Below are 26,471 nucleotides of genomic sequence, written 5' to 3'. Positions count from 1 at the left end.
GCGCTATCCTTCCCCGCACTAAAAGTACGGGGCATGCCGCGCACTTTGGTCAAGCCTTCTTCCAGCGAACCTAAGCCTAGCACCCCGGCGTGTCAGTTGCCCTCGGCCATCTGTCGCAGCTGGCGAGCACGGAAGCGGGCATAACCGGTACAGCCGGCGAAGAGGAAAAGCGACACCAGCGCCTCCAGAGTGCCACGCAGCCCCTGCCCGGGCAGGGTCGCCACCATCACGCCCTGGGAGAAGTAGAGCAGGCTGACGAAGGCCAGCCAGGCGTGGCCGCGGGGGCGCCTGCCAATGAGTGAGGGCAGGAAGAGCACCAGGGGAAGCACGAAGGCGACGATAGGGATCAGCGGACCGCTGTCGCCCTCGATCTGCAGCCCGCGGTAGACCATCAGCGCCATCAGTACCCCGTAGCTGCCCAGCACCAGCCGGCGCATCTTCGCGGTCAGGTGATCCAGGCCGCGCTCGTTCTCGAGTCGTTCCAGCCAGGCCCTCATGCGCTCTCCTCGCGCATGGCGGCCAGGGCCAGGGCGAGACGCGCCAGTCGCCTGCCCTGGGCATGGGCCAGGCTGCGCTCCTCGTCGTCCAGCGGGCGGTCGCTGCGCTTCCCGGCCAGGTGGCTGGCTCCGTAGGGCGTGCCCCCGCCGGTGGTCGCCATCAGTTCGGTCTCGCTGTAGGGGAGGCCGGCGTAGACCATGCCGTGGTGCAGCAGCGGCACCAGCATGGTGAGCAGGGTTGCCTCCTGGCCGCCGTGCAGGCTCGAGGTGGAGGTGAAGGCGGTGGCGGGCCTGTCGATCAAGGCGCCGCCCAGCCACAGCTCGCTGGTGCCGTCGAGGAAGTGCTTGAGAGGGGCGGCCATGTTGCCGAAGCGGGTCGGGCTGCCGATGGCCAGGCCGGCGCAGTGACGCAGGTCGTCGAGACTGGCGTAGATCGCGCCCTCTTCGGGGATCTCGGGATCCACCGCCTCGCAGGTGGGCGAGACCGGCGGCACGGTGCGCAGCCGCGCCTCGACGCCGCGCACCGACTCGACGCCGGCGGCGAGGCGCTCGGCCATGGCACAGGTGGCGCCGTGGCGGGAGTAGTAGAGGATCAGCACATAGGGCAGGGAAGCGCTCATCGATGCTCCTGATGGCAGGAAGGGAAAAAGGGGGTCACGCCAGCAGCGTGAGGATCGCCTCGGGAGGGCGGCCGATCACGGCGCGGCTGCCATCGTCGGCGATCGGCCGCTCCATGATCCTGGGGTGGTCGAGTATCGCCCGGATCACCTGCTCGGGGTCATTGGTGTCCGCGTCGAGGGCCTTCCACTCGGCCTCCTTGCGACGCACCAGGCCCGCTATGTCGCCCTCTAGGCGACCGATCAGGGCGCGGAGCTCCGCCTCGTCGAGGGGCTCGTCCAGGTAGCGGCGTACCGCGACCTCGATACCGCGCGCCTCGAGCAGGGCCAGTGCCTCGCGCGACTTGGAGCAGCGGGGATTGTGCAGCAGGGTGATGGCGGGCATGGGGACTCCTTGTCGACGGGGCCGGTATGAATGACCGGCACAGTGTAGCAAGCCGCGTCCCGCCGCTCACGACGAGAGCACGGCACCCTCTGCCTCGGGCAGGCGGCGATAGACCCAGGCCTCGCCGCCGTCGTCCAGGGGGAGGCGCACCCGCTCGTAGCGGATGCCCAGGCGTTCGTAGCGATCCAGCCGGCGCAGCGCCTCGGCATCGACGGTCAGCACCTCGCCCTCGACACGCTCCCCGGGTGCCGGCTCGAGGTCGAGCCCGGTGCGTCGCCAGCCAGAGAGGGTCGCCGGCCGGGTGTCGACCCGCTCCCCCAGCACCACCCAGCGGATGGCAGGGACACGCAGGGTGCCGTAGACGAAGACCTCGTGGGGGCCGTCGTTGATAGGCGCCAGGTGGTCGGGGCGCTCGTAGGTGAAGGGGCTGAGCATGGTCAGCCACAGCCAGCCCGCCAGGGCCAGCGGGGCGCCGATCAGGGTGGTGATCACCAGGTGTCGGGGTCGCATGGGCGTCTCGCGGTCGTGGTGGGACCATCCTGCCATGCGTGGGCGTCGCTGTCCGCCTCGGCGCTCTGCTAGGATGGAAGTCCCCATGACGACGGAGGGTTGAGCCATGAACCAGTCGGCACGCGACGACCTCGATTTCCAGGCGCTGATGGGGGATGTGCAGCCGCTGACCCGGGGGCGGGGGCGCGCCGATACCGGGCGGGGCGCGCGTTCGCCCAGCGAGGCCCAGCTGGCCCGCCGCGAGAGCGCCGAGGCCGAGCTCGAGGGCCACGGCTTCCTCTCCGACGACTTCGTCGACCTGGTGCCGCCCTTCGACCCGCTCGAGTATCGCCGCGACGGTATCCAGGAGGGCGTGGTGGATCGGCTGCGCCATGGCGGCTATGCCGCCCAGGCCCGACTGCATCTGCTGCGTCGCCCGCTGGAGGAGTGCCGGCGCAGCCTGCCGCCCTTCATTCACGAGGCCTACGCCCACGACCTGCGCTCGGTGCTGATCGTGCATGGCCGCAGCCAGGCCATCGACGGGGCGCCCAACGTGCTGCGCTCCTACCTGGCCAAGTGGCTGCGCGAGTTCCCCGAGGTGCAGGCCTATGTCTCGGCGCAGCCCGCCGACGGCGGCCTGGGTGCCACCTGGGTGATGCTGCGCAAGAGCGAGCGGGCCAAGGCCGCCAACCGCGAACGCCAGCAGAAGCGGCGGGGGTGAGCCAACCCTGGTACCTACCCTCCCTGCCACCGAGGTCGGAAATGCCCCGGGGCTTACCCGGTGACATACCTGTGCGGGGGCGCTGTGAACCCCTCCCTGGGCGCTACCGACGCCATCCCTGGCGTAGGACCCCCTTCAGGCCTGTCCCCGGCGTCCCTCGATGTTCTATTCGATGTCGAAACAGCAACGGTTGGCTCAGGCTCAGGCGAAGGCGGGGGCCGCCTCGCGGCGCTTGGTCAGCTCGCGCTGGCGAAGGCGGAACAGCGGCTCGGGCTGGTCCACCGCCGGCTGGTAGGCGCGGCTGAAGACCCGCAGGTTACGCAGGGCGTCCTCCAGCCACTGGTCTTCGCGCAGCGCCAGGCCATCGAAGCCGCAGCGGGTCATGAAGTGGAGCTGATCCACCAGCACATCGCCTACGGCGCGGATCTCGCCGCGGTAACCGTGGCGCTCCCGCAGCAGGCGCGCCAGGCTGTAGCCGCGCCCGTCGGTGAACTTGGGGAAGTCGATGGCGATCAGCGGTGCTGAGGCGAGCTCCGCCGCCAGTGCCGGCGTCAGCTCGGTATCGGCGGCCAGCCAGGGAGCACGAGCGGCATCGTCCTGGCGCTCACGCCACTCCTCGAGAGGCACGATGGCGGCCGCGTCGGCCGGCGGCTCGCCCTCGCGCACCAGGGTCCAGCGATCCGCGGCGGGTTCACCGCGGAAGAGGTAGGGGCCGGTGGTCACGGCGTGAAGGGGCTGATCAGGCATAGACGCGCTCCTTGAAGGGCTTGAGGCCGATGCGACGGTAGGTGTCGAGGAAGGTCTCGCCGTCATGGCGCTCGCCGACGTAGACCTTGAGCAGGGTGTCGATGACGTCGGGGACGGCATCACGGCTGAAGGAGGGGCCGAGGATCTTGCCCAGCGAGGCAGCGTTGCCCTGGGCACCGCCGAGCGAGACCTGGTACCACTCCTCGCCCTTCTTGTCGACGCCAAGGATGCCGATGTGGCCGACGTGGTGGTGGCCGCAGGCGTTCATGCAGCCCGAGATGTTGAGGTCCAGCGGGCCCAGGTCGTAGAGGAAATCGAGATCCTCGAAGCGCTCCTGGATCGCCTGGGCCACCGGGATGGACTTGGCGTTGGCCAGGGCGCAGTAGTCGCCCCCCGGGCAGCAGATCAGGTCGGCCAGGGTGCCCACCGTGGGATTGGCCATGCCCAGTGCCTCCAGGCGCTGCCAGAGTTCCTCCAGGCGATCCATGGGCACGTCGGAGAGCACCAGGTTCTGCTCGTGGGTGACGCGTAGCTCGCCGAAGCTGAACTCGTCGGCGAGGTCGGCCACCTGGTGCATCTGCTCGGCGGTGACGTCGCCGGGGGAGTGGCCATGCCGCTTGAGCGACAGGGTTACCGCCTTGTAGCCCGGCACCTTGTGGCCCTGGACGTTGTTGGTCATGAAGCGGCCGAAGGCGCGATTCTCGCCGCGCAGCGCCTCGACGCGGGCGATGGCCTCCTCGGCCACCGGGCGCCGCTCGGGGTCGACGAAGTGGGCCGCCACCCGCTCGACGCTCTCCCGGGTCAGGGTCTGGGGCCCCTCCTTGAGGTGGGCCCACTCCTCGTCGACGCGGCGGCGGAACTCCTCGATGCCCAGCGCCTTGACCAGGATCTTGATGCGCGCCTTGAACTTGTTGTCGCGGCGGCCGAACTGGTTGTAGACGCGCACCAGCGCCTCGAGGTAGGTAAGCAGGTGTTGCCAGGGCAGGTCCTCGCGCACCACCTCGCCGATCATCGGCGTGCGACCCAGGCCGCCGCCGGCCAGCACCTTGACCCGCACCTCGCCGTCACCGTCGCGCCAAAGGCGCAGGCCCACATCGTGCACCTGGATGGCGGCACGATCCTCCTCGGCGCCGGTCACCGCGATCTTGAACTTGCGCGGCAGGTAGGCGAACTCGGGGTGGAAGGTGGACCACTGGCGGATCAGCTCGCACCAGGGGCGCGGGTCGACCTCCTCGTCCTCGGCGACGCCGGCGAACTGGTCGGTGGTGGTGTTGCGGATGTCGTTGCCGCTGGTCTGGATGGCGTGCATCTGCACGCTGGCGAGCTCCGCCAGCATGTCCGGCACCGTCTCAAGCTTCGGCCAGTTGAGCTGCAGGTTGGTGCGAGTGGTGAAGTGGCCGTAGCCACGGTCGTAGTCCCGCGCCAGGTCGCCCAGCTTGCGCAACTGGTAGGCGGCCAGCATGCCGTAGGGGATGGCGATGCGCAGCATGGGGGCGTAGCGCTGCACGTAGAGGCCGTTCTGTACCCGTAGCGGCAGGAACTCCTCCTCGCTCAGGCGACCGGCCAGGTAGCGCGCCATCTGGTCGCGGAACTGTTCCACGCGTTCGTTGACGAGGGTCTGGTCATGAGCGTCGTAGCGATACATTCGGCCATCCTGCTGCAGTGAAGGTGCGGATCCTGGCCCTGTACCTTATGCCGCGAGCGATATTATTTAAAAGAATAAATATTCATAGTTTTTATACAAAAAGTAATTACACGATCACCCGCTGCCAGCGCCGGCGCTGCCAGATCGCCGCGAACCACAGCGAGTTGAGGGCGCGATAACCCAGCTGCACCCACCAGATGCCCACCAGCCCCTGGTCCAGCCAGACCCCGACCCACCACGCCAGGGGCAGGAACAGTAGCCACTGCAGCGAGAGGGTGGCGGTCATCACGGTACGGTTGGCACCGGCGCCCAGCAGCGCCTGGGCCAGCACCAGGGCGGCGGCGTCGAGCACGATCATCAGCGCGGTGAGGCGCAGCGGCAGCCGCGCCAGCTCGACCAGGGCGGGGTCATGTAGGAAGAGCCCCAGCACGGCGTCGGGAAAGAGCGCCATGGGCAGGGCGATCACCGCCAGGCACAGCCAGGCCAGGTGGACCACCTCCCAGCCCCAGCGATGGGCGTCGCCATGGGCCTCGCGCCCCAGGGCCTCGCCCACCAGGCTCATCGCCGCCATGCCGAGCCCCACGCCGGGCAGGATCAGCAGCAGCGAGAGGTTCACCAGCACATGGCCCGCCGCCACGCTGGCGGTGCCCACCTGGCCGAGGATCCAGAACAGCACCGCGTAGCCGCCGGCGAACCACAGCTGCTGGAAGGAGTGGGGGGCGGCCAGGCGCAGGGTGGTCAGGAAGGTGAGGCGGCGCGGCAGCCCAGCAAGGAAGCCGCTGGGGCGGGCATGACGCAGGCTGGCGGCCGCCCAGAGGGCCAGTCCCGCGTACAGCGACAGGGTGGTGCCGGCCCCGGCGCCGGCCGCGCCCATGGCGGGGAGTCCCAGGTAGCCGAAGATCAGTCCCAGGCTCGCCGCCACATTGACGGCGTGCATCGCCAGGATGATGCGCAGGTAGAGGCCGGTCTGCTGGATACCGTTCCAGTAGCCGCGGAAGCAGAAGATCATCGCCACCGCCACCAGCGAGAGCACCCGCCAGCGGAAGTAGGCGACGGCCTCGGCGCCGACCGCGGGGTCCTGGTTGATCAGCGCCACCAGGCCAGGGGCCTGCCACAGGCAGAGCAGGGTGATCGGCAGGGCAAGCAGCGCGGCGATCACCAGTCCCGCATTGAGGGGCACGGCGCGCCGCTCCCAGGCCGCCTCCCCATGGCGTCGGGCGGTCTGGGCCTGGACCCCGGAGGAGAGCCCGAACAGCAGGGCGGTGACCATGAACATCAGGTAGCCGCCGATGCCGACCCCGGCCAGGGGCACCTCGCCCAGGCTGCCCACCATGGCCGCATCGATCAGGTTGATCAGGCTCTGGGAGAGCATGCCGGCGATGATCGGCAGGGCGAGACGCAGGATGGTACGACGGCGTGATGATGGGGGCAGCATGGCGATCCGCGACAGGGAAAGAGGGCGGGCCGACGACACGGCCCGCCGCGAGTCAGGCGGGGTCGTAGGAGAGCACCGGCGCCAGCCAGCGCTCCATCTCCGCGAGGCTCATGCCCTTGCGCTCGGCCAGCGACTCGACCTGGTCGCGGGTGATCTTGCCGGTGGCGAAGTACTTCGACTGCGGATGCGAGAAGTACCAGCCCGCCACCGCGGCCGCCGGCCACATGGCGAAGTTCTCGGTGAGGGTGATGCCGGCGGCCTCGGTGGCCTCGAGCAGCCGGAATAGGGTGGGCTTCTCGGTATGGTCGGGACAGGCGGGGTAGCCCGGCGCCGGGCGGATGCCCTGGTACTTCTCCGCGATCAGCGCCTCGTTGTCCAGCGTCTCCTCGGGGACATAGCCCCAGAACTCCTTGCGCACCCGCTCATGCAGCCGCTCGGCGAAGGCCTCGGCCAGGCGGTCGGTGAGCGACTGCACCAGGATGGCGTTGTAGTCGTCGCCGGCGGCCTTGTACGCCTCGGCGAGCTCCTCCACGCCATGGCCGGTGGTCACCGCGAAGCCGCCGATCCAGTCCGGTTTGCCGCTCGCCTTCGGCGCCACGAAGTCGGCCAGGCTGTAGCAGACGCCGTCGCGGTTCTTGGTGGTCTGCTGGCGGATATGGTGCAATCGCTCGATCACCGTCTCGCGGGATTCGTCGGCATACACCTCGATGACGTCGTCATCGACGCTGTTGGCGGGCCAGATGCCGATCACCCCGCGCGCCTGCACGCGCCTCTCGTCGATCAGTTTGGCGAGCATCGCCTGGGCGTCGCGGAACAGGCTGCGGGCCGCCTCGCCCACCTTGTCGTCGTCGAGAATCTTCGGGTACTTGCCGGCCAGCTGCCAGCTCATGAAGAAGGGCGTCCAGTCGATGCGCTCGACCAGCTCCGCGAGGTCGTAGTCGTCGAAGGTCAGGGTGCCGGTCATGGCCGGCCGCGGCGGCGTGTAGCCGGCCCAGTCCAGCCGGCACTTGCGTTCCCGCGCCTGGGCGTAGCTGAGGTCGGCGGCCTTGGGGCGGCGCTTGGCGTTACGCTCGCGCACCTTGTCGTACTCGGCGCGGATCTCCTCGACATAGGCCGGCTTGAGGGTCGGCGAGAGCAGCTTGCCTGCCACCCCAACGGCGCGGGAGGCGTCGGCCACGTAGATCACCGGCTGCTCGTACTGGGGCTCCACCTTGACCGCGGTATGCGCCTTGGAGGTGGTGGCCCCGCCGATCAGCAGCGGCAGCGTGAAGCCCTGGCGCTGCATCTCCTTGGCCACATGGACCATCTCGTCCAGCGACGGGGTGATCAAGCCTGAGAGGCCGATGATGTCGGCGTTCTCGTCGCGGGCGGTCTGCAGGATCTTCTCCGCCGGCACCATCACGCCCAGGTCGATCACCTCGTAGTTGTTGCACTGCAGGACCACGCCGACGATGTTCTTGCCGATGTCGTGGACGTCGCCCTTGACCGTGGCCATGACGATCCTGCCCTTGGCCTGGGTGTCGGCACTCTTCTCCGCCTCGATGTAGGGGATCAGGTAGGCCACCGCCTGCTTCATCACCCGCGCCGACTTGACCACCTGGGGCAGGAACATCTTGCCGGCGCCGAACAGGTCGCCGACCACGTTCATGCCGTCCATCAGCGGCCCCTCGATTACCTCGATGGGGCGCTCGGCGCGCTGGCGGGCCAGCTCGGTGTCCTCCTCGATATAGGCGGTGATCCCCTTGACCAGGGCGTGCTCGATGCGCTTCTCCACCTCCCAGGAGCGCCACTCGAGGTCCTCCTTCCGGGCCGCTCCGCCGCCGTCGCCCTTGTACTTCTCGGCGAGGTCCACCAGGCGCTCGGTGCTGTCGGCGCGGCGGTTGAGCACCACGTCCTCCACCGCCTCGCGCAGCTCCTCGGGGAGGTCGTCATAGACCGCCAGCTGGCCGGCGTTGACGATGCCCATGGTCAGGCCGGCGCGGATGGCGTGGTAGAGGAATACCGAGTGGATCGCCTCGCGCACCGGGTTGTTGCCGCGGAAGGAGAAGGAGACGTTAGAGACGCCGCCGGAGACCATGGCGTGGGGCAGGTGCTCGCGGATCCAGCGGGTGGCCTCGATGAAGTCCACGGCGTAGTTGTCGTGCTCCTCGATACCGGTGGCGATGGCGAAGATGTTGGGGTCGAAGATGATGTCTTCCGGCGGGAAGCCGATCTCCTCCACCAGCAGGCGGTAGGCGCGCTGGCAGATCTCGGTCTTGCGCGCGAAGGTGTCCGCCTGGCCCGCCTCGTCGAAGGCCATCACCACCACGGCGGCGCCATGGCGGCGACAGATGGTGGCCTGCTGGCGGAAGGCCTCCTCGCCCTCCTTCATGGAGATGGAGTTGACCACCGCCTTGCCCTGCACGCACTTCAGGCCCGCCTCGATGATCTCCCACTTGGAGGAGTCGATCATGATCGGCACCCGGGCGATGTCCGGCTCGCCGGCGATCAGGTTCAGGAAGCGCACCATCGCCTCCTGGGACTCCAGCATCCCCTCGTCCATGTTGATGTCGATGACCTGGGCGCCGTTCTCCACCTGCTCGAGGGCCACCTCCAGGGCGGTGGTGTAGTCCTCCTCCTTGATCAGCCGCTTGAAGCGCGCCGAGCCGGTGACGTTGGTGCGCTCGCCGACGTTCACGAACAGCGAGTCGGGGGCGATGTTGAAGGGCTCGAGGCCCGACAGGCGGCAGGCCAGCGGCACCTCGGGCACCCGGCGCGGGGTCAGCCCCTGGATGGCGCGGTGGATCGCGGCGATATGCTCGGGGGTGGAGCCGCAGCAGCCGCCGATGATATTGACCAGGCCGCTCTCGGCGAACTCGGCGACGATGGCCGCCATCTCCTCCGGAGTCTGGTCGTACTCGCCGAACTCGTTGGGCAGGCCGGCGTTGGGGTGGGCCGAGACGAAGGTCTCCGCCTTGGTGCAGAGCTCCTCGATGTAGGGGCGCAGCTCGGCGGCGCCCAGCGCGCAGTTGAGGCCCACCGAAAGCGGCCGGGCGTGGCGCACCGAGTTCCAGAAGGCCTCGGTGGTCTGCCCGGAGAGGGTGCGGCCCGAGGCGTCGGTGATGGTGCCGGAGATCATCACCGGGTGGCGCTCGCCGCGCGCCTCGAAGAGCTCTTCGAGGGCGTAGATCGCCGCCTTGGCGTTGAGGGTGTCGAAGATCGTCTCGATCATGATCAGATCGGCGCCACCGTCGATCAGCGCCTCTGCCGCCTCGTAGTAGTTCTCGCGCAGCGCGTCGAAGGTGACGTTGCGCTTGGCGGGATCGTTGACGTCCGGGGAGAGCGAGGCGGTGCGTGAGGTGGGGCCGAGCACCCCGGCCACGTAGCGGGGCACGCCGGTCTCCTCGGCCACGGCGTCGCAGACGCGGCGGGCCAGGCGGGCCGCCTCACGGTTGAGCTCCGGCACCAGCGCCTCCATGCCGTAGTCGGCCTGGGAGAGACGAGTGCTGTTGAAGGTGTTGGTCTCGACGATGTCGGCACCCGCCTCGAGGTACTCGCGATGGATCCGCGCCACCAGGTCGGGGCAGGTGAGGGCGAGCAGGTCGTTGTTGCCCTTGAGGTCGGTGGCCCAGTCGGCGAAGCGCTCGCCACGGAACTCCTCCTCGGAGAGGCCGGCGTTCTGGAGCATGGTGCCCATGCCACCGTCGAGCATCAGGATGCGCTCCTCGAGGCATTGGGTCAGGCGTGCGGTCTGGGCGGTGGGAACAACGGCCATGGGTCGAGTCGATCTCCAGCGTGTTGGGGGTCCGGGGCCGCGGGGACGTTCGGGCGTCTTCTGCGAGGCGGCCAGGGTCAAGCCCGCCATCTTACCAAAGCCGCGGGGGCAGGGGCAGGCGGCGGGGTAAAAACCCAGCAAATCACTCGGGATTGTCTCGTCGCGTCGCCTGTCTTACCATTGGCACCATCAATTCTCCGGTACGTGGCGTCCCCGCCGCTGCCGCGGACCGACAGCGAGACCCGACATGAGCGAACCGATCCAGATCACCGACAGCGCCCAGGATTACCTCGCCGAGCTGCTCGAGAAGCAGAACGTCGAGGGGATCGCGGTGCGCATCTTCATCACCCAGCCCGGCACCCCCTACGCCGAGACCTGTCTCGCCTACTGCCGGCCCGGCGAGGAGGAGCCCACCGACGAGAAGCTGGAGCTTGCCAAGCTCAATGTCTTCCTGGACAAGAACAGCCTGCCGTTCCTGGAAGAGGCGGTGGTGGACTTCAACGCCGACCGCATGGGCGGCCAGCTGACCATCAAGGCGCCCAACGCCAAGATGCCCAAGGTCAACGCCGATAGCCCCCTGGAGGATCGCGTCAATTACATCCTCTACAGCGAGATCAACCCGGGGCTCGCGGCCCACGGCGGCGAGATCAAGCTGATTGAGCTGACCGGCGAGAACGTCGCGGTGCTGGCCTTCGGCGGTGGTTGCCAGGGCTGCGCGGCGGTGGACCTCACCCTCAAGGAAGGCGTCGAGCGCACCCTGATGGAGCGCATCCCGGAGCTCGGCGGCATCCGCGACGTCACCGACCACACCGACACCACCAACGCCTACTACCGCTAGGCGCGAGCCGCCGGCCGACGCGCCGGCTGCCAACGCCTGACGCAGAAGGGCCCCGCCAACCGGCGGGGCCCTTCGCGTTCCATGGGCGGCAAGCAAACGTAGGTGCCGCGGATCAGCGAGTCGCTTCCGGCGGCGTCTCGTCTGACGCCTCCCGCTTTCCTGCCTGATCGTCCGCGCAGGTGTCTTCCTCCTCCTGATCACGAACCCCCGGCACCTGCCACAGGCAGCGATGCAGCTGCTCCTCCAGGCGGCGCACCCGGCCGGCCTGCTCCTCCAGGTGGCGCTTCTGCTCGTCGACCCGCGCCTGCAGCAGGCTGCGCTCGTGCTCGCGGGTATCGGCCTGGGCCAGCGCCTGGCGACGGGCCCAGTCGGTCTCGCGGTGCCGCTTCTCCTCCTCGGCCAGCCGCCCATGAGCCTCCTGAAGCTGGCCTTCCAGGCGCTCCAGGCGCTTCTCCAGCTGCGCCTCGCGGCCGGCGGCGGCCTTCTCCAGGGCCTGGCGCTCCTGCCGGGCCTGGTCGAGCAGCGCCATCAGGCGTGACTCCGCGCTTTCGTGGCGCTGCTCCTCCCGGGCAAGGCGCTCGCGGTGGGACGCCTCGGCGGCCTCCAGGGCCTGGCGATGCTCGTCGGCCAGGCGCTCCGATTCCTCGCGATGGCGGGCCAGCAGCGACTCCAGCTCCGCCAGCCGGGTGGCGAGTCGGGTTTCCTGCTTGTCGCGGGCCTCCAGCTCCGCCTCACGGCGGGCCAGCTCGGCGGAGAGCGACCCCAGGCGCGCCTCGGTCCCGGCCAGGTGCTGGGCCAGGGCCGCCTCGCGCTGCTCGGCATCCTCGGCGAGCCGGCGTGCCTCGGTGGCGCCCTCGCGGGCCTCTTCCGCGCGGCGGTCGGCCTCCTCGCGATAGTGGGCCAGGGCCTCGTTGGCACTCTCCTGGGCCTGGCGCCACAGCCCCTCGGCCATCTCCTGGAGGGCGGCGGGCATGCCGCGGGGCGGCGGCACGTCACGGTTCTGGGCGCGCCGTTGCCGCCACTCCCGCAGGTGGTCGCTGATGGTGGTGAAGCTGCCGGTGCCCAGCCGTTCGCGAACCTTCTGCACGCTGGGGGATTCCCCCTGGGCGAGCAGCTCGTCGATCGCGCGCTGGACGTCCTCGTAGGTCACGCCGCTACGGGCCATGGGCTCTCCTGATGGTGTCGCCTGGGTCATGTGGGGCGGGTCGAGAGCCGCAGCATAGCCCCGTGATGCCGGAAAGGGAAGCTTTTTACGTTATACGTAATACGTAAAATACGATACGATAATGGAAATAAAAGCAAGATTACGCGGCTTATCTTGATTTTCTACGGCCATGACAGGCAAGCTAAGCCACAAGGAGCAAGGAGCAAGGAGCAAGGAGCAAGGAGCAAGGAGCAAGTAGCAAGCGATGGGTCGTGCAGTAAAGGAAGGGCGGGTAATCGAGGCGCTGCCAGCACCGATGGCAGGGCGGTTGTCAGCGACAGGGGGGCAGGGGGCCCATATCGCGGCGACCAGCGACGCCGAGGCGGTGGCGCGCTGGATGGCCGAGTACCGGGGAAGCCCCAGGACGCTGGCCGCCTATCGCCGCGAGGCCGAGCGGTTGCTGATGTGGCTGTCTGAGCAGGGCCTGGGCCTTGCCGAGGTGCGCCGCGACCATCTGGAGGCCTTCGAGGCCTTCCTCGCCGACCCGCGTCCCCGGGAACGCTGGGTGGGGCCGCCGCGGCCGCGCCAGGCGGAAGACTGGCGGCCGTTTCGCGGGCCGCTGTCGCCGGCCAGCCGCCGCCAGAGCCTGGTGATCCTGCAGGGCATGTTCGCCTGGCTGGCCGAGGCGGGCTGGGTGGCGCATAACCCCTTCCGGCTGATGCGTGACAAGCGGAGGCGCCTGGACAACCGCCAGGGCGGCATCGAGCGCTACCTGGAGGCGCCGCTGTGGGGGTGGCTATGGGACTGGCTCAATCGGCCGGTGGAGGAGGGCGCCTCACCACGAGTCCGCTTCGAATGGGCCCGGCGGCGCTTCGTGTTCGGCTTCGCCTACCTGCTTGCCCCGCGCATCGCCGAGATGGGCGCGGCGCGCATGGGCGACTTCCGCCGTCGCGAGGGGCGTTGGTGGTGGGAGGTGGTGGGGAAGGGGAGCAAGGCGGCGCGTATCCCGGTGCCGCCGGATATGGTGACGCTGCTCATGGAGTGGCGTGCCGTGCTGGGCCTTGCCGGCGAGCCGCAGCCCGACGACGACAGCCCGCTGCTGCGCGCCCTGGATGGCCGGCGCGGCCTCGGTGACAACCGCCTCTACCGGTTGATCCGCGAGACCTTCGGCGAGGCCGCCGCGGCGCTCGAGCAGGAGCAGGGCGACGCGGCTCGCCCCTGGGCCCTGCGCCTGAGACAGGCCACCCCCCACTGGCTGCGCCATACGGCGCTCACCCACCAGGCCCAGGCCGGGGTGGAGCTGCGCTACCTGGCGGCCACGGCGCGCCACTCGCGGCTCGACACCACCGCCCGCTATCTGCACGCCGAGGACGAGGCGTGGCATCGCCAGCAATCCCGCCATGGGCTGGCCCGGCCGGGGGCGGACGACGGCGGGGGTGAGCCGGTATAATCGCCGCAATCATCACGAGGAGATCCCATGACCACCGAAGCGACCGCGGAGCAGGCCCAGCAGGCGCTGCTGGAAGAGTTCGAGATGTTCGACAACTGGATGGACCGCTACCAGTACATCATCGACATGGGCAAGGCGCTGCCAGCCTTCCCCGAGGCGTGGAAGCGCGACGAGCTGAAGATCCAGGGCTGCCAGTCCAACGTCTGGATGCATCACGAGCGCCAGGGCGAGACGCTGCACTTCGACGCCATCTCCGACGCCGCCATCGTCTCGGGGCTGATCGCCGTGCTGATGCGCATCTACAACGACCGCCCGGCCGCGGAGATCCGTGACACCGATCCCCACTTCCTCGCCGACCTGGGCCTCGACAAGCACCTTTCGCCGACCCGCAGCAACGGCCTCAACGCCATGCTCAAGCGCATATACGAGGTGGCCGAGCAGGAAGCCGCCTGAACCGCGTCACTCTCCAGGGTGCCTCTCCCGGGTGGTGTCCTGCGGCGCCCGGGGCCGGAAGTGCTCGTCGAGCTCCGGGTCCTCGCGACACAGCGCCTCACTGGGGCCACCCGGCACCGGGTCGATGCCGCCCTCGCAACCCGGATGGCAGCGCGCGATGCGCCGCGCCGCCAGCAGGCCGCCGCGCCAGGGGCCGTGGACTCGAATCGCCTCGATGGCGTAGCTCGAGCAGCTCGGCCAGTAGCGGCAGCGCGGGCCCAGCAGCGGGCTCAGGGTGACCTGGTAGAGCCGCACCAGGGCGATCATCAGCCACCCCAGCACCTGGCGCAGGGCGCGCAGCGCACGTGCCAGCCAGGCGGCGAGGCAGGGCATCAGGCCTTGCCGTAGAGGGTGTCGGGGTCGATCAGCGGGGCACTGCCGATGCGTGCGCCGTCCTGCTCCAGCAACACGTAGAAGCAGCTGCGCCTTCCGGTGTGGCAGGCGGGACCCATCTGTTCCACCTGCAGCAGCAGGGTGTCGCCGTCGCAATCCAGGGCGGCGCTCTTCAGGTGCTGCTGCTGGCCGGAGCTCTCGCCCTTGCGCCACAGCGTGCCCCGCGAGCGCGACCAGTAGCAGACCCGCCCGGTGCGCAGGGTCTCCTCCAGCGCCTCGCGGTTCATCCAGGCCATCATCAGCACCTCGCCGCTGTCGTGCTGCTGGGCGATGGCGGGGATCAGGCCGTCGGCGTTGAACCTGACCGCCTCGAGCACGGCGTCCAGGTCATGGCGGCTGTCGACGGGGGCCCGCTCCAGGGCCTTGAAGGTGAGGGTCATGGGGTCTCCGCGGATTGGGGCTAAGGCGTCGTGGCTCAGGCGTCGGGGCAGGCCTCGCAGCGTCCCAGCAGCTCGATGGTCTGGCGCTCGACGCGAAACCCCAGCTCACGGGCGCGGTCGGCCAGCTGGTCGTTGACGTCGTCGAGGTGCAGCTCCTCGACCCGGCCGCAGCGGCGGCAGATCAGCAGCTGGAAGCCGTGGGAGTGCTCGGGGCAGGGGCAGGCGACGTAGGCATTGAGGGACTCGATGCGATGCACCAGCCCCTGGTCGATCAAAAACTCCAGCGCCCGGTAGACCGTGGGCGGCCGGGCGGCGGCATGCTCCGCCGCGAGGCGGTCGAGCAGGTCGTAGGCCTTGAGGCCGCCGGGGGCCTCGGCGATCAGCTCCAGCACACGACGACGGATCGGGGTGAAGCGCGCGCCGCGCGCCTGGCACTGGTGCTCCGCCTGGCGCAGCAGGTCTCGGGATTCGGTCATGGGGCCGTCGGCTGTCGGGTTCAGGCCCCATTCTACGCGGCCGGGGGAGGGCGGGCCACCGCGGCTCAGGCGGGGGTGGCGCTCTCGAGCTCGCTGCGCCGGGCGAAGTGCTCACGGGCGAAGGCCACCCGCTCCTCGGGAGGCACTCCTTCGGGCTGCTTCTCGACCAGGTCGAGGCGGCGCCTGAGTCCCTCGCCGTTGGCCATCTGAATGGCCAGCCCCGGGCGGGCGTTAAGCTCCAGCAGCATGGGGCCGCGATCACGGTCGAGCACCATGTCGGTGCCGAGGTAGCCGAGCCCGGTCATCTCATAGCAGCCGGCGGCGAGACGCAGCAGGGTCGGCCAGTCGGGGATCGCCAGGCTCGCCAGCTCATGACCGGTGTCCGGGTGGTCGTGGCGGGTGCGGTCGAACTGCACGCCACGCACCGCGGTGCCGGTGGCGATATCCAGGCCCACCCCCACGGCGCCCTGGTGGAGGTTGGCCTTGCCGTCCGAGGCGGCGGTGGAGAGGCGCATCATCGCCATCACCGGGTAGCCGCGAAAGACGATGACGCGGATGTCGGGAACCCCCTCGTAGGTGTACTCCGAGAGGCTCTCGTCGAAGTTGATCAGCGCCTCGATCAGCGCCACGTCGGGTGCGCCGCCCAGCGAGTAGAGCCCCGAGAGGATGTTGGAGACATGGCGCTCGACATCGGAAAGGCTCATGTGCATGCCGCTGGGCTTCACGAAGTCGCTGCCCTCGACATGGTCGATCACCAGGATCCCCTTGCCGCCGCTGCCCTTGGCCGGCTTGATCACGAAGCCGTCGTGGCCGGCGAGCAGGTCGGCGATGTGCTTGACGCCGAACTGGGTGGTCACGGTGCCGATCAGCGCCGGGGTGGTGATCCCGAAGCGCTCGGCCAGCAGCTTGGTCTGCAGCTTGTCATCGACCAGCGGGTAGAGGCGCCGGCTGTTGTAGCGGCCGATATAGCGGATGTTGCGGCGGTTCATGCCGATGATGCCGCGGGCGCGCAGCTTGCCGGGGGTGGTCCATTCGCGCATGGCTCAGTCCTCGGTCACCGGCTTGAAGCGACGCAGCTCCAGCAGGCGGTAGCCGGTGTAGTTGCCGATCAACAGGATCAGCGCCATCAGGATCAGCTGCACCCCCAGGAAGTTGAAGGTGATATGGCGCACCCAGGGGTTGTTCATCGCCAGGTAGGCGAGCACCGCGGTGACCAGGCTGCCGCCGCCCTGGATCAGCACCTCCTTGGGGCCTTCCTCCTCCCACAGGATCGACATGCGTTCGATGGTCCAGGAGAGGATGATCATCGGGAAGAAGGTGATGGTCAGCCCGGCGTTGAGCCCGAAGCGGTAGGCCAGCACCGAGAACAGCGAGATGATGCCGATCACCGTGATGATCACCGCCGTGACCCGCGCCACCAGCAGCAGGTTGAGGTAGGAGAGGTAGCCGCGGATTACCAGACCCACCGCCACCACCAGCAGGAAGCCGATCAGGCCGGTGGCCAGGCTGGTCTGGATGAAGGCCAGGGCGATCAGCACCGGCATGAAGGTGCCGGAGGTCTTGATCCCTACGAGGATGCGCAGCACCACCACCACCAGGGCACCGATGGGGATCAGCAGGATGGTCTGGAACAGCGACTGCTCCTCCAGCGGCAGGCTATGGATGGAGAAGTTGAGCAGGGTGTCCTCGGCGAGCTGGTTACGCACCGCCGCGGCCGCCGGCTGGTTGCGCGAAAGCATCGAGAAGGTCACCCGGGAGTTGGTGCCCCCCTGGACCTCCAGCACCGCCTGACCGCTGGCCTCCCACAGCAGCAGGTTGTCCGGCCGGCCCTGCTCGCCGGTGGCCGGGTCGAAGAGCGCCCATTGCTGGTCATCGAAGACCTGGATCCAGCGGGTCAGCGACTGGCGACGGCGGCCGTCCTCCAGCAGCAGGCCGTTGACTTCGCGGGCCGGCACCCCGGCCTGGTTGAGCAGGCGCACCAGCAGCGGCGTGCGCTCGAACTGGGTGAGCAGCAGCCGGGCGTTCTCGCCCTGGCGCTCATCGCTGAAGTCCTGGAACAGCTCCCGGGCGAAGGTGTAGGGGTCGGCGCTGCGGCTCCAGGCGCGTTCGATCACCTGGCTGGCGGCGGTGTCGTAGGGGCGCTCCCAGACGATGTCGCGGCGCACCGGGGGCGTCTCGATGCGCGGCGGGCGGCTGTCGGGGGCCACCAGCACCTGGGCGGTGTAATAGAGCTGCTGGGGCCCGGTCGCCTCGCGGATCGACCACTGGGCGCGCCGCGCTCCCTGTTCCTCGAGGTAGGAGAGGCCATACCCCGGTGAGGCGGTGTGCTCGGTGAGCAGCCGGAAGCCCTCCTGGGTGGAGGGCAGCGCCATCTCCACCAGCGCCGGGTCCCCCAGGGCGGTGAAGTTGACCTGGGCCTCCACCTCCCACACCTGGCGCTGCTCGCCGGGGGTCCAGGGCACCTCGAGCTGATAGTGACGATGCAGGCTCATGGCGACGCCGACCAGGAACAGCAGGCCGACCAGCAGGTAGAAGGGCAGTCGTGACATGGGTCTTCCTTGGCAGGGGCGCGGCCGGGATCGGCTCAGCGCGCCTCGGCTTCGAGTTCGGCGTCATCCTGGTCGCGCTCGGCTTCCGCTGCCGGGCGACCGCCGGGGAATTCGGGACGCTCATGGAGGTACTGCTCGGCGACGTCGACGACGGCGATATCCATCAGGAAGCGTCGTCCGAGCAGGGCAGGGTAGTCGAGGTGGGTGCGGTCGCTCAGGGTGAACTCCACCGGCTCCTGGAAGCTGCCGAGGGTCATCATCAGGGTGACCACCGGACGCGACTCCTCGCCGGTGGCCTGGATGACGCGCACCCGGCGCTCGATGGGCGCCTCGATCCATTCGTCGCGCACCGCATTCACCACCACGTCATCCTCGGTGAGGCCCAGCTTGAAGCGAATCCAGTCCTCGCCATCACGCTCGAAGCGGGTGATCTCCCGGGCCGAGAGCGACGAGGTGTTGGCACCCGAGTCGATGCGCGCCTTGAGGTAGGTGCCCACACCGGGCAGGCCGATCCACTCGCTGCGGCCTAGCACCATCTTGTTGGCCAGCCCCAGTTCGTCGGCGGCGCAGTCGCGGGCCACCACAACGGGGTCGGGCGCCTCGGTGTCGAGGGCATCCAGGCGCGTGTTCATCCCGCGCAGCAGGGAGCCGACCTCGCGCACGTCCGCCACCAGGGTCTCCTGGCGACGCGTCAGCTCGTCGTGCCGACGGTCGCTGACATCGCAGCGCTCGCCCAGGGTCGCCTCCAGTTGCGCCATGCGCTGCTGGAAGGCCGCCGGGGAGAGCGTGGGTTCCGGCGGGGTTCGATCGAGGTGGGCACAGCCGGCGAGAACCAGCACGGACGCCGCCAGTCCGGCGCGCAACAGGGGGTGGGGCATGAGGGTCGGCACATCCTTGAGACAGTGCGTTGATGATAAGGAGTGGCCGGGGACCTTGTCCAACGCCGCCGGATGGCGACAGGGGGTGTCGGGGCGGTAACGAAAGGAAATCCCCATGCAGGATTTAACATAATATACATTATGCGAATCATTGGCCCGGGATAAGACTCCTGGCCTTCGCGCGTCCTGGCCCCGCCGACGAACCTGCGCTGGTCATGCCGGCACGGGTCGGCTAGCCTATTTCTTTACGCATCCGCTACAGGAATATTGATCATGTACAGAAATTGGCTGTCACGCCTGGTGCTGCTGGGGGCCGCCCTGCTGCTGGCCGGCTGCGCGAGCGTCGATATCGAGCGCTACGCGGGGACACAGCCGCGCCTGGATATCGCCGAGTACTTCGAAGGCCGGACCCGCGCCTGGGGCATGGTGCAGGACTACTCCGGCGAGGTGCAGCGCCGCTTCACCGTGGAGATCGAGGGGCGTGTGGAGGGCGAGACCCTGACCCTGGACGAGCGCTTCGTCTACGATGACGGCGAGACCGACCGCCGGGTCTGGACCTTCGAGCGCGACGGCGAGGATCGCTGGATCGGACGCGCCAACGACGTCGAGGGCCCGGTGGAGGCGCGCCAGGCGGGACATGTCTTCCACATGACCTACCGGCTGCCGGTCACGGTCTCGGGGCGCGAGATCACCTTCACCCTGGACGACTGGATGTACCTGCAGCCCGATGGGCGGCTGATCAACCGCACGGCGATGAAGAAGTTCGGCGTGACCCTGGCCGAGATCACCATCGTCTTCACGCGCGGCGAGTGATCCCACCCACGCCGCGGGCCCCGACATCACTGCCGGGGCCCGCACGCTCAGGGTGTCACGCCCTGCCGGGTCACTCGCTCAGGCTCACTCCGCGGGGGCGTAGGAGCCGTCTTCGCGGTGCACTTCGGTGCCGGTCAGGCCCGGGGTGAAGACGCAGGCCAGGTGCATGGTCTTGTGGGCGCGCAGCAGGTGCTCGTCGTGCTGGTCGAGGATGTAGATGTCGCCCGGCTTGATCGGCCAGATCTTGCCGTCGGCCAGGGTCTCCACCTCGCCCTCGCCCTCGATGCAGTAGACCGCCTCGAAGTGGTGCTTGTAGTGGATATGGGTCTCGGTACCCTCGAAGATCCGGGTGATATGGAAGGAGCAGTTGCCGCCGTCATCGGCGAGCGACAGGCGGGTGCTGTCCCAGTTGCCGTTCTCCGCCTTCACCAGGCGGTCGGTCTTGCGGCACTCCTCGAGATTGCGAACGATCATGTGGTCTCTCCTACGTAATCCGTGACGGGCCGGTCGGCATCGCGACCGGCCGAGTGTTGACCGAGCCGCCGGGGCGGCTCTGACAAGCCTATCAGCTCAGCGCGTCCTTGGCGCTGCGCTCGAGGATATCCAGCCCTTCGCGCAGGTCCTCCTCCGGGATGGTCAGCGGGCAGAGGCACTTCACCACCTCGCCGTCCTGGCCGCTGGTCTCGATCACCAGGCCGTTCTCGAAGGCCTTGTGGGTGATCTTGTCGGCGATCTCGCCGCTGCCCACGTCGATGCCGCGCATCAGGCCGCGGCCACGCTCGGAGGCCTCGATGCCCTGCTCACCGATCCAGGCGGCAATCTTCTGGAAACGCTCGGCGACGATCTCGCCCTTGCGCTGGACTTCCTTGGCGAAGCTGTCGTCGCGCCAGAAGGTCTCCAGGGCGGCGGCGGCGGTGGTGAAGGCCAGCGCGAAGCCACGGAAGGTGCCGTTGTACTGGCCCGGCTTCCAGACGTCGAGCTCGGGGCGCATCAGTACCTGGGAGAACGGCAGGCCGAGGCCGGAGAGCGACTTGGAGTTGGTGACGATGTCAGGCACAACCTCGGCGTGCTCGAAGCTGAAGAACTTGCCGGTACGGCCGCAGCCGGCCTGGATGTCGTCGACGATCAGCAGGATGTCGTGGGCGCGGCAGATCTGCTCTAGGCGCTTGAGCCACTCGGTGCCACAGGCGTTGATGCCGCCCTCGCCCTGCACGGTCTCGACGATGACGCCGGCCGGCACGTCGAGGCCGCCGGACTTGTCGGAGAGCAGCTTCTCGAAGTAGTCCAGGGTATCGGTGCCGTCACCCAGGTAGCCGTCGTAGGGCAGGAAGCTGCCACCCACGGTGGGCACGCCGCCGGTCGCCTCGCGGAACTTGCGGTTGCCGGTGGTGGCCAGCGCCCCCATGGTCACGCCGTGGAAGCCGTTGGTGAAGGTCACGATGTTGTGACGGCCCTTGGCATTGCGCGCCAGGCGGATGGCCGCCTCGACGGCGTTGGTGCCAGTCGGCCCGGGGAATTGCACCTTGTAGTCCAGGCCGCGCGGCTTGAGGATGATCTCCTCCAGGGCCTCGAGGTAGCGGCGCTTGGCGGCGGTGAAGAAGTCCAGGCCGTGAATGATGTTGTCCTCGGCCAGGTACTCCAGCAGGGCCTGCTTGATCTCGGGGTTGTTGTGGCCGTAGTTGAGGGTGCCGGCGCCGGCCAGGAAGTCGATGTACTGGCGGCCCTCCTCGTCGGTCAGGCGCGCATTCTTCGCCTTGGTGAAGACCACCGGGAAGGAGCGGGAATAGGTCCGGACGTCGGATTCCATGCGTTCGAGGATCTGGGTCTGCATCGTGCGACCTCCTTGAGGAGAGGATGAATGAACGAAGGGTGGCGCGAGGCCGTCGTCGGCCTCGCCCAAGAGATCGGAAGGGATCAGAGACGATCGGTCTGGAAGGGGCCGATCCGCACCAGGTTCTCGGGGTCGTGTTCGCCGCCGAGCTGGTCGGTGGAGAAGTATTCGCGGCTGTTGAGCGGCGCCTGCCAGCGGGCGGCGAGGCGGCGGAACAGCCCCCAAGAGGCCTGGTTGTCGGGGGTGATGGTGGTCTCGAGGTGGTGCACCTCGGCGAGCTCCGGGCGGGTCATCACCGCCTCCACCAGGCGGCGGGCCAGGCCGGTACCGCGGGCCTTCTCGCCCACCGCGACCTGCCACAGGAAGTAGGTGTCAGGCGCGTTGCTCTTCACGTAGCCGGAAACGAAGCCGACGATCTCGCCCTCCTCGTCCGTGGCCACGGCGCAGCTGTCGCGGAACTGGGTGGCCAGCAGCAGGTAGGCATAGGCGGAATTGACGTCGAGCGGGGGGCAGGACTTGACCAGTTCGTAGATGCCCCAGCCATCGTCGGGATTGGGCTTGCGGATAAAGAGGTCGCTGGCCTCGGCGTCGACCACCTCGTCGGCGACGGTGGGCCGCGCGAGGTCGGCGGAGGGCGTGAAGGGCTCGGTTGTTGTCATCATGGGCGATGTTCGCTTCGGCGATGTCGGGGAGGATTATACCAAGCGTCGGCCAAATCTCAAATTTGCCATTATTTTGCGAGCCGCAAACCATAACGGAAAATTATGCAAGGGGCGCTCGCGGTAGGGAATCTCGCTGTGGTTGTCGATGAGTTCAGTCTTGTGCTCGCGGTAGGGAATCTCGCTGTGGTTGTCGATGAGTTCAGTCTTGTGCTCGCGGCAGAGAATCTCGCGGTGGGGTCGATGAGCTCAGTCTAGTCCAGACGGACCGGGGTGGCCCCAACGAAGAAGGCCGCCAAGTGGCGGCCTCCTTGCAGTCAGATCAGCGCCGCGTCGGCGTGCGCATGGTGACGAACTCCTCGGCGCCGGTGGGATGGATGCCCACGGTGGCGTCGAAGTCGGCCTTGGTCAGGCCCGCCTTCACGGCGATGGCGATGCCCTGGATCACCTCGCCGGCCTCCTCGCCCACCATATGCGCGCCCACCACCACGTCGCTTTCGTCATCCACGATCAGCTTCATCAGGCAGCGCTCATTGCTGCCCGACAGGGTGTGCTTCATGGGGCGGAAGTCGGCGCTGTAGACGCGGATCGCATCGTAACGTTCCCTGGCCTCCTCCTCGGAGAGGCCCACGGTGCCGATGTTGGGATGGCAGAACACCGCGGTGGGGATGTTGGCGTAGTCAAGCGATGCGTTCGGCGGCGTCGCCTCGAAGTGGCAGCGCACCAGGTGCATCGCCTCGGCCAGCGCCACCGGGGTGAGCTCGGGGCCGCCGATGACGTCGCCCAGGGCCAGCACCGAGGGCACCGAGCTCTCGAAACGCTCGTTGACCTGGATGTAGCCGCCGTCGTCGAGCTCAACCCCCAGCGCCTCCAGGCCCAGCCCCTCGAGGTGCGGGCGGCGGCCGGTAGCGGCGAGCACCGCATCCACCTCCAGCGTCTCGCCGTCGGTGAGGGTCACCGCCAGGCCGCCCTCGACGCGCTCGATACGCTCGACGTTGGTGTCGAAGCGCAGGTCGACGCCCTTGGCGGCCATCTGGTCCCTGGTGAACTCGCGCACCTCGCGGTCGAAGCCGCGCAGGAACAGCTCGCCGCGGTAGATCAGGTGGGTCTCGCTGCCCAGGCCATTGAAGATGCTGGCGAACTCCACGGCGATATAGCCGCCGCCCAGCACCAGGAAGCGCTCGGGGAAGCGGTCGAGGTCGAACACCTCGTTGGAGCTCAGGGCGAGCTCGCTGCCCGGGAATTCGGGAATCCAGGGCCAGCCGCCCACCGCCACCAGGATCTTAGCGGCGCTGTGCACCTCGTCGCCCACGGCGACGCGATGGGCATCCAGCACCCGGGCGCGGCCATTGATCAGGCGCACCCCGGCGCCATCCAGCAGGCGCGCATAGATGCCATTGAGGCGCTTGATCTCGCCCACCTTGTTGTCGCGCAGGGTCGGCCAGTCGAAGGTCGGCGGCTCGCCGAGCCGCCAGCCGAAGCCTTCGGCATCCTCGAAGGCGTCGTGGAAGTGGGCGGCGAAGGAGTAGAGCTTCTTGGGCACGCAGCCCACGTTGACGCAGGTACCGCCCAGGTAGCGGTCCTCCGCCACGGCCACGCGGGCGCCGGTGGCGGCGGCTGTGCGCGCCGCCCTGACGCCGCCGGAGCCGGCGCCGATCACGAAGAGGTCCCAGTCGTAGGTGGTGGTATCGAGGTCGGACACGGTCTCGCTCCTTGTGGTGGGTCAGGGGCCCGGGGTCGGATGCGGCGATGATAGCAGCCAAGGGCAACCCACGGCATGACGCGGGGTCGCCCCCGTCGCCCGCGGTTGACCCTCGCCGGCGCCGGGGGTAAAAGGGCGCCACCCACCCGCTAGCGAAGAGCCCGCCATGAGAAAGGAAATCGAGAGCCTGCTGGAGAAAAATCGTGCCTGGGCCGAGGCCGTGCGCCGCGAAGACCCCGACTTCTTTACCCGCCTTTCGAACCAGCAGAACCCCGACTACCTGTGGATCGGCTGCTCCGACAGCCGGGTACCGGCCAACCAGATCATCGACCTGCCGCCGGGGGAGGTCTTCGTGCACCGCAACGTCGCCAACCTGGTGCACCACAACGACCTCAACGCCCTCTCGGTGCTGCAGTACGCCGTGGACGTGCTCAAGGTGCGCCATATCATGGTGGTGGGCCACTACGGCTGCGGTGGCATCCGTGCCGCCGTGGAGGGCGGCGACAACGGCATGGTGGACAACTGGCTGCACTCGGTGCGCGAGCTCTACTACCTGCATCGCGACGAGCTGGCGCCGCTGCCGCTGGCCGAGCGGGTGGACCGCATGTGTGAGCTCAACGCCTGCGCCCAGGTGACCCGGCTGAGCCGCACCAAGATCATCCAGCACGCCTGGCAGCGCGGCCAGGAGGTGTGGCTGCACGGCTGGGTCTACGGCCTCGCCGACGGGCGGGTGAAGGATCTCGACTGCACCATCGCCGGGCTGGATGAGGCCGCCGACCTCTATCGGATCCGGGAGGTATCCCCTTAGACCAAGGTGTAACGCTTTCCCTGCCGATTCATCCCGCGCATGGCGCCAGTCGGAATTTCGATTGTGGCGAGCGCCGTCGGGTCTCTATGTTGTGAGGGGCAATCGCCGCGTGCCGTGATCGCGCCCCCACAACAATCCGAAAGGGAACCCGACATGATGTTCAAGCGTACCCTCCTCGCCGCCGTCGTCGGCGCCACCATGACCGGGGCGGCGCTGCTGCCCGCCACCGCCAGCGCCGAGACCACCCTGCGCATGGCCTACGATGCCGACCCGGTATCGCTGGATATCCATGAGCAGCTCTCCGGCGGCATCCTGCAGCTGTCGCACATGACCCACGACCCGCTGGTGCGCTGGGACCAGGACCTGTCGTTCGAGCCGCGCCTGGCCACCGGCTGGGAGCAGGTGGACGACACCACCATGCGCATGACCCTGCGCGAGGGTGTCGAATTCCATAGCGGCAACCCCTTCACCGCCGAGGACGTGGTGTGGACCGTGGAGCGCCTCAAGCGCAGCCCCGACTTCAAGGCGATCTTCGACCCGATCGCCAGCGTCGAGGCCATCGACGACCATACCGTCGAGATCACCACCGCCGAGCCCTACCCGCTGCTGCTCAACCTGGCCACCTACATCTTCCCGATGGACAGCGCCTTCTACAGCGGCACCGACGAGGATGGCGACCCCAAGGACGAGATCGTCAAGAACGGCAACTCCTTCGCCTCCGCGAACCTCTCCGGCACCGGCCCCTACACCGTGGTGGAGCACCGCAAGGGCGTGCGCATGGAGTTCGAGCGTAACCCCAACTACTGGGACGGCGACTCCCCGGGCAACGTCGACACCATCGTGCTGACCCCGATCAGCGAGAACGCCACCCGCGTGGCCGCCCTGCTCTCCGGTGACGTCGACTTCATCGCCCCGGTGCCGCCCAACGACCTGGAGCGCGTGCGCGAGAGCGAGGATGCCAAGCTGGTCACCATGTCCGGCACTCGCATCATCTTCTTCCACATGAACCAGGAGCGGGTCGAGGCCTTCAAGGATCCGAAGGTGCGCCAGGCCTTCGCCTATGCGGTGAACCAGGACGCCATCGCCGACCGCCTGATGAAGGGCTTCGCCACCCCGGCGGCGCAGTTCTCCCCGGAGGGCTACGCGGGCCATATCGACTCCCTGGAGCGTCGCTACGACCTGGAGAAGGCCCAGGCGCTGATGGAGGAAGCGGGCTACGCTGACGGCTTCGAGATCACCATGATGGCGCACGTGAACGACGCCAAGATCGCCCAGGCGGTGGCCACCATGCTGGCGCGCATCAACGTCGACGTCGACCTCAAGACCCTGCCCAAGGCCCAGTACTGGGGCGAGTTCGACAACCGCGCCGCCGACATGATGATGATCGGCTGGCACGCCGACACCGAGGACAGCGCCAACTTCCACGAGTACCTCACCGCCTGCCCGGATGCGGACACCGGTGCCGGCCAGTACAACGCCGGCAACTACTGCAACCCGAAGCTCGACAAGCTGGTGGCCGAGGCCAACCTGGAGGTCGACCTGGAGAAGCGTGCCGAGATGCTCCAGCAGGTCGAGCAGACCCTCTACGACGAGGCCGCCTTCGTGCCCCTGCACTGGCAGGACCTGGCCTGGGCCGCGGCGCCCAACGTCAACATCGAGCCGGTGCTCAATGTGATGAACTTCCCCTACCTGGGGGACCTGGTCGTCGACGAGGCCGAGTGAATCACCCGCCGGCCCGTCGGGCCGGCACCCATTCCCGCTGACCGCG

At 68.5% G+C, this 26,471-nt stretch carries 26 protein-coding genes; 7 read left to right on the top strand and 19 right to left on the bottom strand.

Going from position 1 to position 26,471, the window contains the following annotated elements:
- Window positions 1-92 precede the first annotated feature (92 nt).
- The 4 genes from BLP95_RS06235 to BLP95_RS06220 form a co-directional block, all read right to left on the bottom strand.
- The gene (locus tag BLP95_RS06235; RefSeq protein ID WP_089677536.1) at window positions 93-497 is read right to left on the bottom strand and encodes a DUF2069 domain-containing protein; all 405 of its coding nucleotides are present in this window, start codon (window positions 495-497) and stop codon (window positions 93-95) included.
- Window positions 494-1,117: an NAD(P)H:quinone oxidoreductase gene (wrbA, locus tag BLP95_RS06230; RefSeq protein WP_089677535.1), complete on the bottom strand. Its 624-nt coding sequence runs from the start codon at window positions 1,115-1,117 to the stop codon at window positions 494-496. Before wrbA ends, BLP95_RS06235 begins: the two co-directional genes overlap by 4 nt.
- Before the next feature lie 34 nt (window positions 1,118-1,151).
- Complete coding sequence (arsC, locus tag BLP95_RS06225) at window positions 1,152-1,499, bottom strand: arsenate reductase (glutaredoxin) (protein ID WP_089677534.1); 348 nt, start codon at window positions 1,497-1,499, stop codon at window positions 1,152-1,154.
- Between the two features lie 66 nt (window positions 1,500-1,565).
- Window positions 1,566-2,009 (bottom strand): gamma-glutamylcyclotransferase family protein, encoded by a 444-nt coding sequence (locus tag BLP95_RS06220; protein WP_089677533.1) that lies wholly within the window; start codon window positions 2,007-2,009, stop codon window positions 1,566-1,568.
- Between the two features lie 106 nt (window positions 2,010-2,115).
- On the opposite strand from BLP95_RS06220, the gene smrA reads away from it, so the two are divergent.
- A complete protein-coding gene (gene smrA, locus BLP95_RS06215) occupies window positions 2,116-2,709 on the top strand; it encodes a DNA endonuclease SmrA (protein WP_089677532.1) in 594 nt (197 codons plus the stop codon).
- A 201-nt stretch (window positions 2,710-2,910) separates the two neighbouring features.
- Here the strand turns inward: smrA and BLP95_RS06210 are convergent, their stop codons facing one another.
- From BLP95_RS06210 to metH, 4 genes are all read right to left on the bottom strand, one after another.
- Window positions 2,911-3,456, bottom strand: coding sequence for a DUF934 domain-containing protein (locus BLP95_RS06210; RefSeq protein WP_089677531.1), 546 nt, complete (start codon window positions 3,454-3,456; stop codon window positions 2,911-2,913).
- Complete coding sequence (locus BLP95_RS06205) at window positions 3,449-5,101, bottom strand: nitrite/sulfite reductase (protein WP_089677530.1); 1,653 nt, start codon at window positions 5,099-5,101, stop codon at window positions 3,449-3,451. Before BLP95_RS06205 ends, BLP95_RS06210 begins: the two co-directional genes overlap by 8 nt.
- A gap of 106 nt (window positions 5,102-5,207) precedes the next feature.
- Window positions 5,208-6,536, bottom strand: a complete 1,329-nt coding sequence (locus BLP95_RS06200; protein WP_089677529.1) for an MATE family efflux transporter — start codon at window positions 6,534-6,536, stop codon at window positions 5,208-5,210.
- A 52-nt stretch (window positions 6,537-6,588) separates the two neighbouring features.
- The gene (metH, locus tag BLP95_RS06195; RefSeq protein ID WP_089677528.1) at window positions 6,589-10,290 is read right to left on the bottom strand and encodes a methionine synthase; all 3,702 of its coding nucleotides are present in this window, start codon (window positions 10,288-10,290) and stop codon (window positions 6,589-6,591) included.
- A gap of 247 nt (window positions 10,291-10,537) precedes the next feature.
- Between metH and nfuA the strand changes: the two genes are divergently transcribed.
- Entirely contained in the window at window positions 10,538-11,128 is a 591-nt protein-coding gene (gene nfuA / locus BLP95_RS06190) for a Fe-S biogenesis protein NfuA (RefSeq protein WP_023005481.1), read from the top strand.
- 112 nt (window positions 11,129-11,240) lie between these two features.
- Here the strand turns inward: nfuA and BLP95_RS06185 are convergent, their stop codons facing one another.
- Window positions 11,241-12,293: a DNA-binding protein gene (locus BLP95_RS06185; protein WP_176760235.1), complete on the bottom strand. Its 1,053-nt coding sequence runs from the start codon at window positions 12,291-12,293 to the stop codon at window positions 11,241-11,243.
- A 295-nt stretch (window positions 12,294-12,588) separates the two neighbouring features.
- On the opposite strand from BLP95_RS06185, the gene BLP95_RS06180 reads away from it, so the two are divergent.
- Together BLP95_RS06180 and BLP95_RS06175 are read left to right on the top strand one after the other, a co-directional pair.
- Window positions 12,589-13,722: a tyrosine-type recombinase/integrase gene (locus tag BLP95_RS06180; protein ID WP_089677526.1), complete on the top strand. Its 1,134-nt coding sequence runs from the start codon at window positions 12,589-12,591 to the stop codon at window positions 13,720-13,722.
- A 27-nt stretch (window positions 13,723-13,749) separates the two neighbouring features.
- Window positions 13,750-14,175 carry a SufE family protein gene (locus tag BLP95_RS06175; RefSeq protein ID WP_089677525.1) on the top strand — a complete coding sequence of 142 codons (426 nt, stop codon included), beginning with the start codon at window positions 13,750-13,752 and terminating at the stop codon, window positions 14,173-14,175.
- A gap of 6 nt (window positions 14,176-14,181) precedes the next feature.
- Here BLP95_RS06175 and yidD read toward each other — a convergent pair whose 3' ends face one another.
- The 6 genes from yidD to BLP95_RS06145 all read right to left on the bottom strand — a co-directional run bounded on the left by yidD (window position 14,182) and on the right by BLP95_RS06145 (window position 18,890).
- Window positions 14,182-14,547, bottom strand: a complete 366-nt coding sequence (yidD, locus tag BLP95_RS06170; RefSeq protein WP_089677524.1) for a membrane protein insertion efficiency factor YidD — start codon at window positions 14,545-14,547, stop codon at window positions 14,182-14,184.
- Entirely contained in the window at window positions 14,547-14,987 is a 441-nt protein-coding gene (gene hisI, locus BLP95_RS06165) for a phosphoribosyl-AMP cyclohydrolase (protein ID WP_089677523.1), read from the bottom strand. Before hisI ends, yidD begins: the two co-directional genes overlap by 1 nt.
- Before the next feature lie 35 nt (window positions 14,988-15,022).
- Complete coding sequence (locus tag BLP95_RS06160; protein ID WP_089677522.1) at window positions 15,023-15,463, bottom strand: transcriptional repressor; 441 nt, start codon at window positions 15,461-15,463, stop codon at window positions 15,023-15,025.
- A 65-nt stretch (window positions 15,464-15,528) separates the two neighbouring features.
- The gene (locus tag BLP95_RS06155) at window positions 15,529-16,503 is read right to left on the bottom strand and encodes an alpha-L-glutamate ligase-like protein (RefSeq protein ID WP_089677521.1); all 975 of its coding nucleotides are present in this window, start codon (window positions 16,501-16,503) and stop codon (window positions 15,529-15,531) included.
- A 3-nt stretch (window positions 16,504-16,506) separates the two neighbouring features.
- Window positions 16,507-18,012 (bottom strand): UUP1 family membrane protein, encoded by a 1,506-nt coding sequence (locus tag BLP95_RS06150; RefSeq protein WP_089677520.1) that lies wholly within the window; start codon window positions 18,010-18,012, stop codon window positions 16,507-16,509.
- A gap of 35 nt (window positions 18,013-18,047) precedes the next feature.
- Window positions 18,048-18,890 (bottom strand): ATP-dependent zinc protease family protein, encoded by an 843-nt coding sequence (locus BLP95_RS06145; protein ID WP_089677519.1) that lies wholly within the window; start codon window positions 18,888-18,890, stop codon window positions 18,048-18,050.
- 273 nt (window positions 18,891-19,163) lie between these two features.
- On the opposite strand from BLP95_RS06145, the gene BLP95_RS06140 reads away from it, so the two are divergent.
- The gene (locus tag BLP95_RS06140) at window positions 19,164-19,703 is read left to right on the top strand and encodes a DUF3833 domain-containing protein (RefSeq protein WP_089677518.1); all 540 of its coding nucleotides are present in this window, start codon (window positions 19,164-19,166) and stop codon (window positions 19,701-19,703) included.
- Window positions 19,704-19,787: 84 nt separating this feature from the next.
- On the opposite strand, the gene BLP95_RS06135 is transcribed toward BLP95_RS06140, so the two are convergent.
- The 4 genes from BLP95_RS06135 to gorA all read right to left on the bottom strand — a co-directional run bounded on the left by BLP95_RS06135 (window position 19,788) and on the right by gorA (window position 23,895).
- On the bottom strand, window positions 19,788-20,177 hold the full coding sequence (locus tag BLP95_RS06135; RefSeq protein WP_023004903.1) for an ectoine synthase: 390 nt from the start codon (window positions 20,175-20,177) through the stop codon (window positions 19,788-19,790).
- A gap of 91 nt (window positions 20,178-20,268) precedes the next feature.
- The gene (gene ectB, locus BLP95_RS06130) at window positions 20,269-21,534 is read right to left on the bottom strand and encodes a diaminobutyrate--2-oxoglutarate transaminase (protein ID WP_089677517.1); all 1,266 of its coding nucleotides are present in this window, start codon (window positions 21,532-21,534) and stop codon (window positions 20,269-20,271) included.
- A gap of 83 nt (window positions 21,535-21,617) precedes the next feature.
- A complete protein-coding gene (ectA, locus tag BLP95_RS06125; RefSeq protein ID WP_089677516.1) occupies window positions 21,618-22,196 on the bottom strand; it encodes a diaminobutyrate acetyltransferase in 579 nt (192 codons plus the stop codon).
- Between the two features lie 319 nt (window positions 22,197-22,515).
- Window positions 22,516-23,895 (bottom strand): glutathione-disulfide reductase, encoded by a 1,380-nt coding sequence (gorA, locus tag BLP95_RS06120; protein WP_089677515.1) that lies wholly within the window; start codon window positions 23,893-23,895, stop codon window positions 22,516-22,518.
- Window positions 23,896-24,061: 166 nt separating this feature from the next.
- Between gorA and can the strand changes: the two genes are divergently transcribed.
- Window positions 24,062-24,703: a carbonate dehydratase gene (gene can / locus BLP95_RS06115; protein WP_089677514.1), complete on the top strand. Its 642-nt coding sequence runs from the start codon at window positions 24,062-24,064 to the stop codon at window positions 24,701-24,703.
- A 153-nt stretch (window positions 24,704-24,856) separates the two neighbouring features.
- Entirely contained in the window at window positions 24,857-26,425 is a 1,569-nt protein-coding gene (locus BLP95_RS06110; RefSeq protein ID WP_089677513.1) for an ABC transporter substrate-binding protein, read from the top strand.
- The last annotated feature ends 46 nt before the right edge of the window (window positions 26,426-26,471 follow it).

Origin of the sequence: Halomonas shengliensis (genome assembly GCF_900104135.1) — a bacterium.
Lineage (GTDB): Bacteria > Pseudomonadota > Gammaproteobacteria > Pseudomonadales > Halomonadaceae > Halomonas > Halomonas shengliensis.
Note: the sequence above shows the minus strand (reverse complement) of the source record. Positions and strands in the feature narration are given on the sequence as shown.

Bases quoted from the DNA above. Each gene is read 5' to 3' on its own strand.
- ectB (WP_089677517.1), bottom strand. From the start codon at position 21,534: ATGCAGACCCAGATCCTCGAACGCATGGAATCCGACGTCCGGACCTAT.
- yidD (WP_089677524.1), bottom strand. From the start codon at position 14,547: ATGCCCTGCCTCGCCGCCTGGCTGGCACGTGCGCTGCGCGCCCTGCGC.
- BLP95_RS06175 (WP_089677525.1), top strand. From the start codon at position 13,750: ATGACCACCGAAGCGACCGCGGAGCAGGCCCAGCAGGCGCTGCTGGAA.
- BLP95_RS06135 (WP_023004903.1), bottom strand. From the start codon at position 20,177: ATGATCGTTCGCAATCTCGAGGAGTGCCGCAAGACCGACCGCCTGGTG.
- BLP95_RS06210 (WP_089677531.1), bottom strand. From the start codon at position 3,456: ATGCCTGATCAGCCCCTTCACGCCGTGACCACCGGCCCCTACCTCTTC.
- BLP95_RS06140 (WP_089677518.1), top strand. From the start codon at position 19,164: ATGTACAGAAATTGGCTGTCACGCCTGGTGCTGCTGGGGGCCGCCCTG.
- metH (WP_089677528.1), bottom strand. From the start codon at position 10,290: ATGGCCGTTGTTCCCACCGCCCAGACCGCACGCCTGACCCAATGCCTC.
- nfuA (WP_023005481.1), top strand. From the start codon at position 10,538: ATGAGCGAACCGATCCAGATCACCGACAGCGCCCAGGATTACCTCGCC.
- BLP95_RS06160 (WP_089677522.1), bottom strand. From the start codon at position 15,463: ATGACCGAATCCCGAGACCTGCTGCGCCAGGCGGAGCACCAGTGCCAG.
- smrA (WP_089677532.1), top strand. From the start codon at position 2,116: ATGAACCAGTCGGCACGCGACGACCTCGATTTCCAGGCGCTGATGGGG.
- BLP95_RS06205 (WP_089677530.1), bottom strand. From the start codon at position 5,101: ATGTATCGCTACGACGCTCATGACCAGACCCTCGTCAACGAACGCGTG.
- BLP95_RS06200 (WP_089677529.1), bottom strand. From the start codon at position 6,536: ATGCTGCCCCCATCATCACGCCGTCGTACCATCCTGCGTCTCGCCCTG.
- BLP95_RS06110 (WP_089677513.1), top strand. From the start codon at position 24,857: ATGATGTTCAAGCGTACCCTCCTCGCCGCCGTCGTCGGCGCCACCATG.
- BLP95_RS06185 (WP_176760235.1), bottom strand. From the start codon at position 12,293: ATGGCCCGTAGCGGCGTGACCTACGAGGACGTCCAGCGCGCGATCGAC.
- ectA (WP_089677516.1), bottom strand. From the start codon at position 22,196: ATGATGACAACAACCGAGCCCTTCACGCCCTCCGCCGACCTCGCGCGG.
- wrbA (WP_089677535.1), bottom strand. From the start codon at position 1,117: ATGAGCGCTTCCCTGCCCTATGTGCTGATCCTCTACTACTCCCGCCAC.
- arsC (WP_089677534.1), bottom strand. From the start codon at position 1,499: ATGCCCGCCATCACCCTGCTGCACAATCCCCGCTGCTCCAAGTCGCGC.
- BLP95_RS06150 (WP_089677520.1), bottom strand. From the start codon at position 18,012: ATGTCACGACTGCCCTTCTACCTGCTGGTCGGCCTGCTGTTCCTGGTC.
- BLP95_RS06220 (WP_089677533.1), bottom strand. From the start codon at position 2,009: ATGCGACCCCGACACCTGGTGATCACCACCCTGATCGGCGCCCCGCTG.
- BLP95_RS06155 (WP_089677521.1), bottom strand. From the start codon at position 16,503: ATGCGCGAATGGACCACCCCCGGCAAGCTGCGCGCCCGCGGCATCATC.
- hisI (WP_089677523.1), bottom strand. From the start codon at position 14,987: ATGACCCTCACCTTCAAGGCCCTGGAGCGGGCCCCCGTCGACAGCCGC.
- BLP95_RS06235 (WP_089677536.1), bottom strand. From the start codon at position 497: ATGAGGGCCTGGCTGGAACGACTCGAGAACGAGCGCGGCCTGGATCAC.
- BLP95_RS06180 (WP_089677526.1), top strand. From the start codon at position 12,589: ATGGCAGGGCGGTTGTCAGCGACAGGGGGGCAGGGGGCCCATATCGCG.
- BLP95_RS06145 (WP_089677519.1), bottom strand. From the start codon at position 18,890: ATGCCCCACCCCCTGTTGCGCGCCGGACTGGCGGCGTCCGTGCTGGTT.
- can (WP_089677514.1), top strand. From the start codon at position 24,062: ATGAGAAAGGAAATCGAGAGCCTGCTGGAGAAAAATCGTGCCTGGGCC.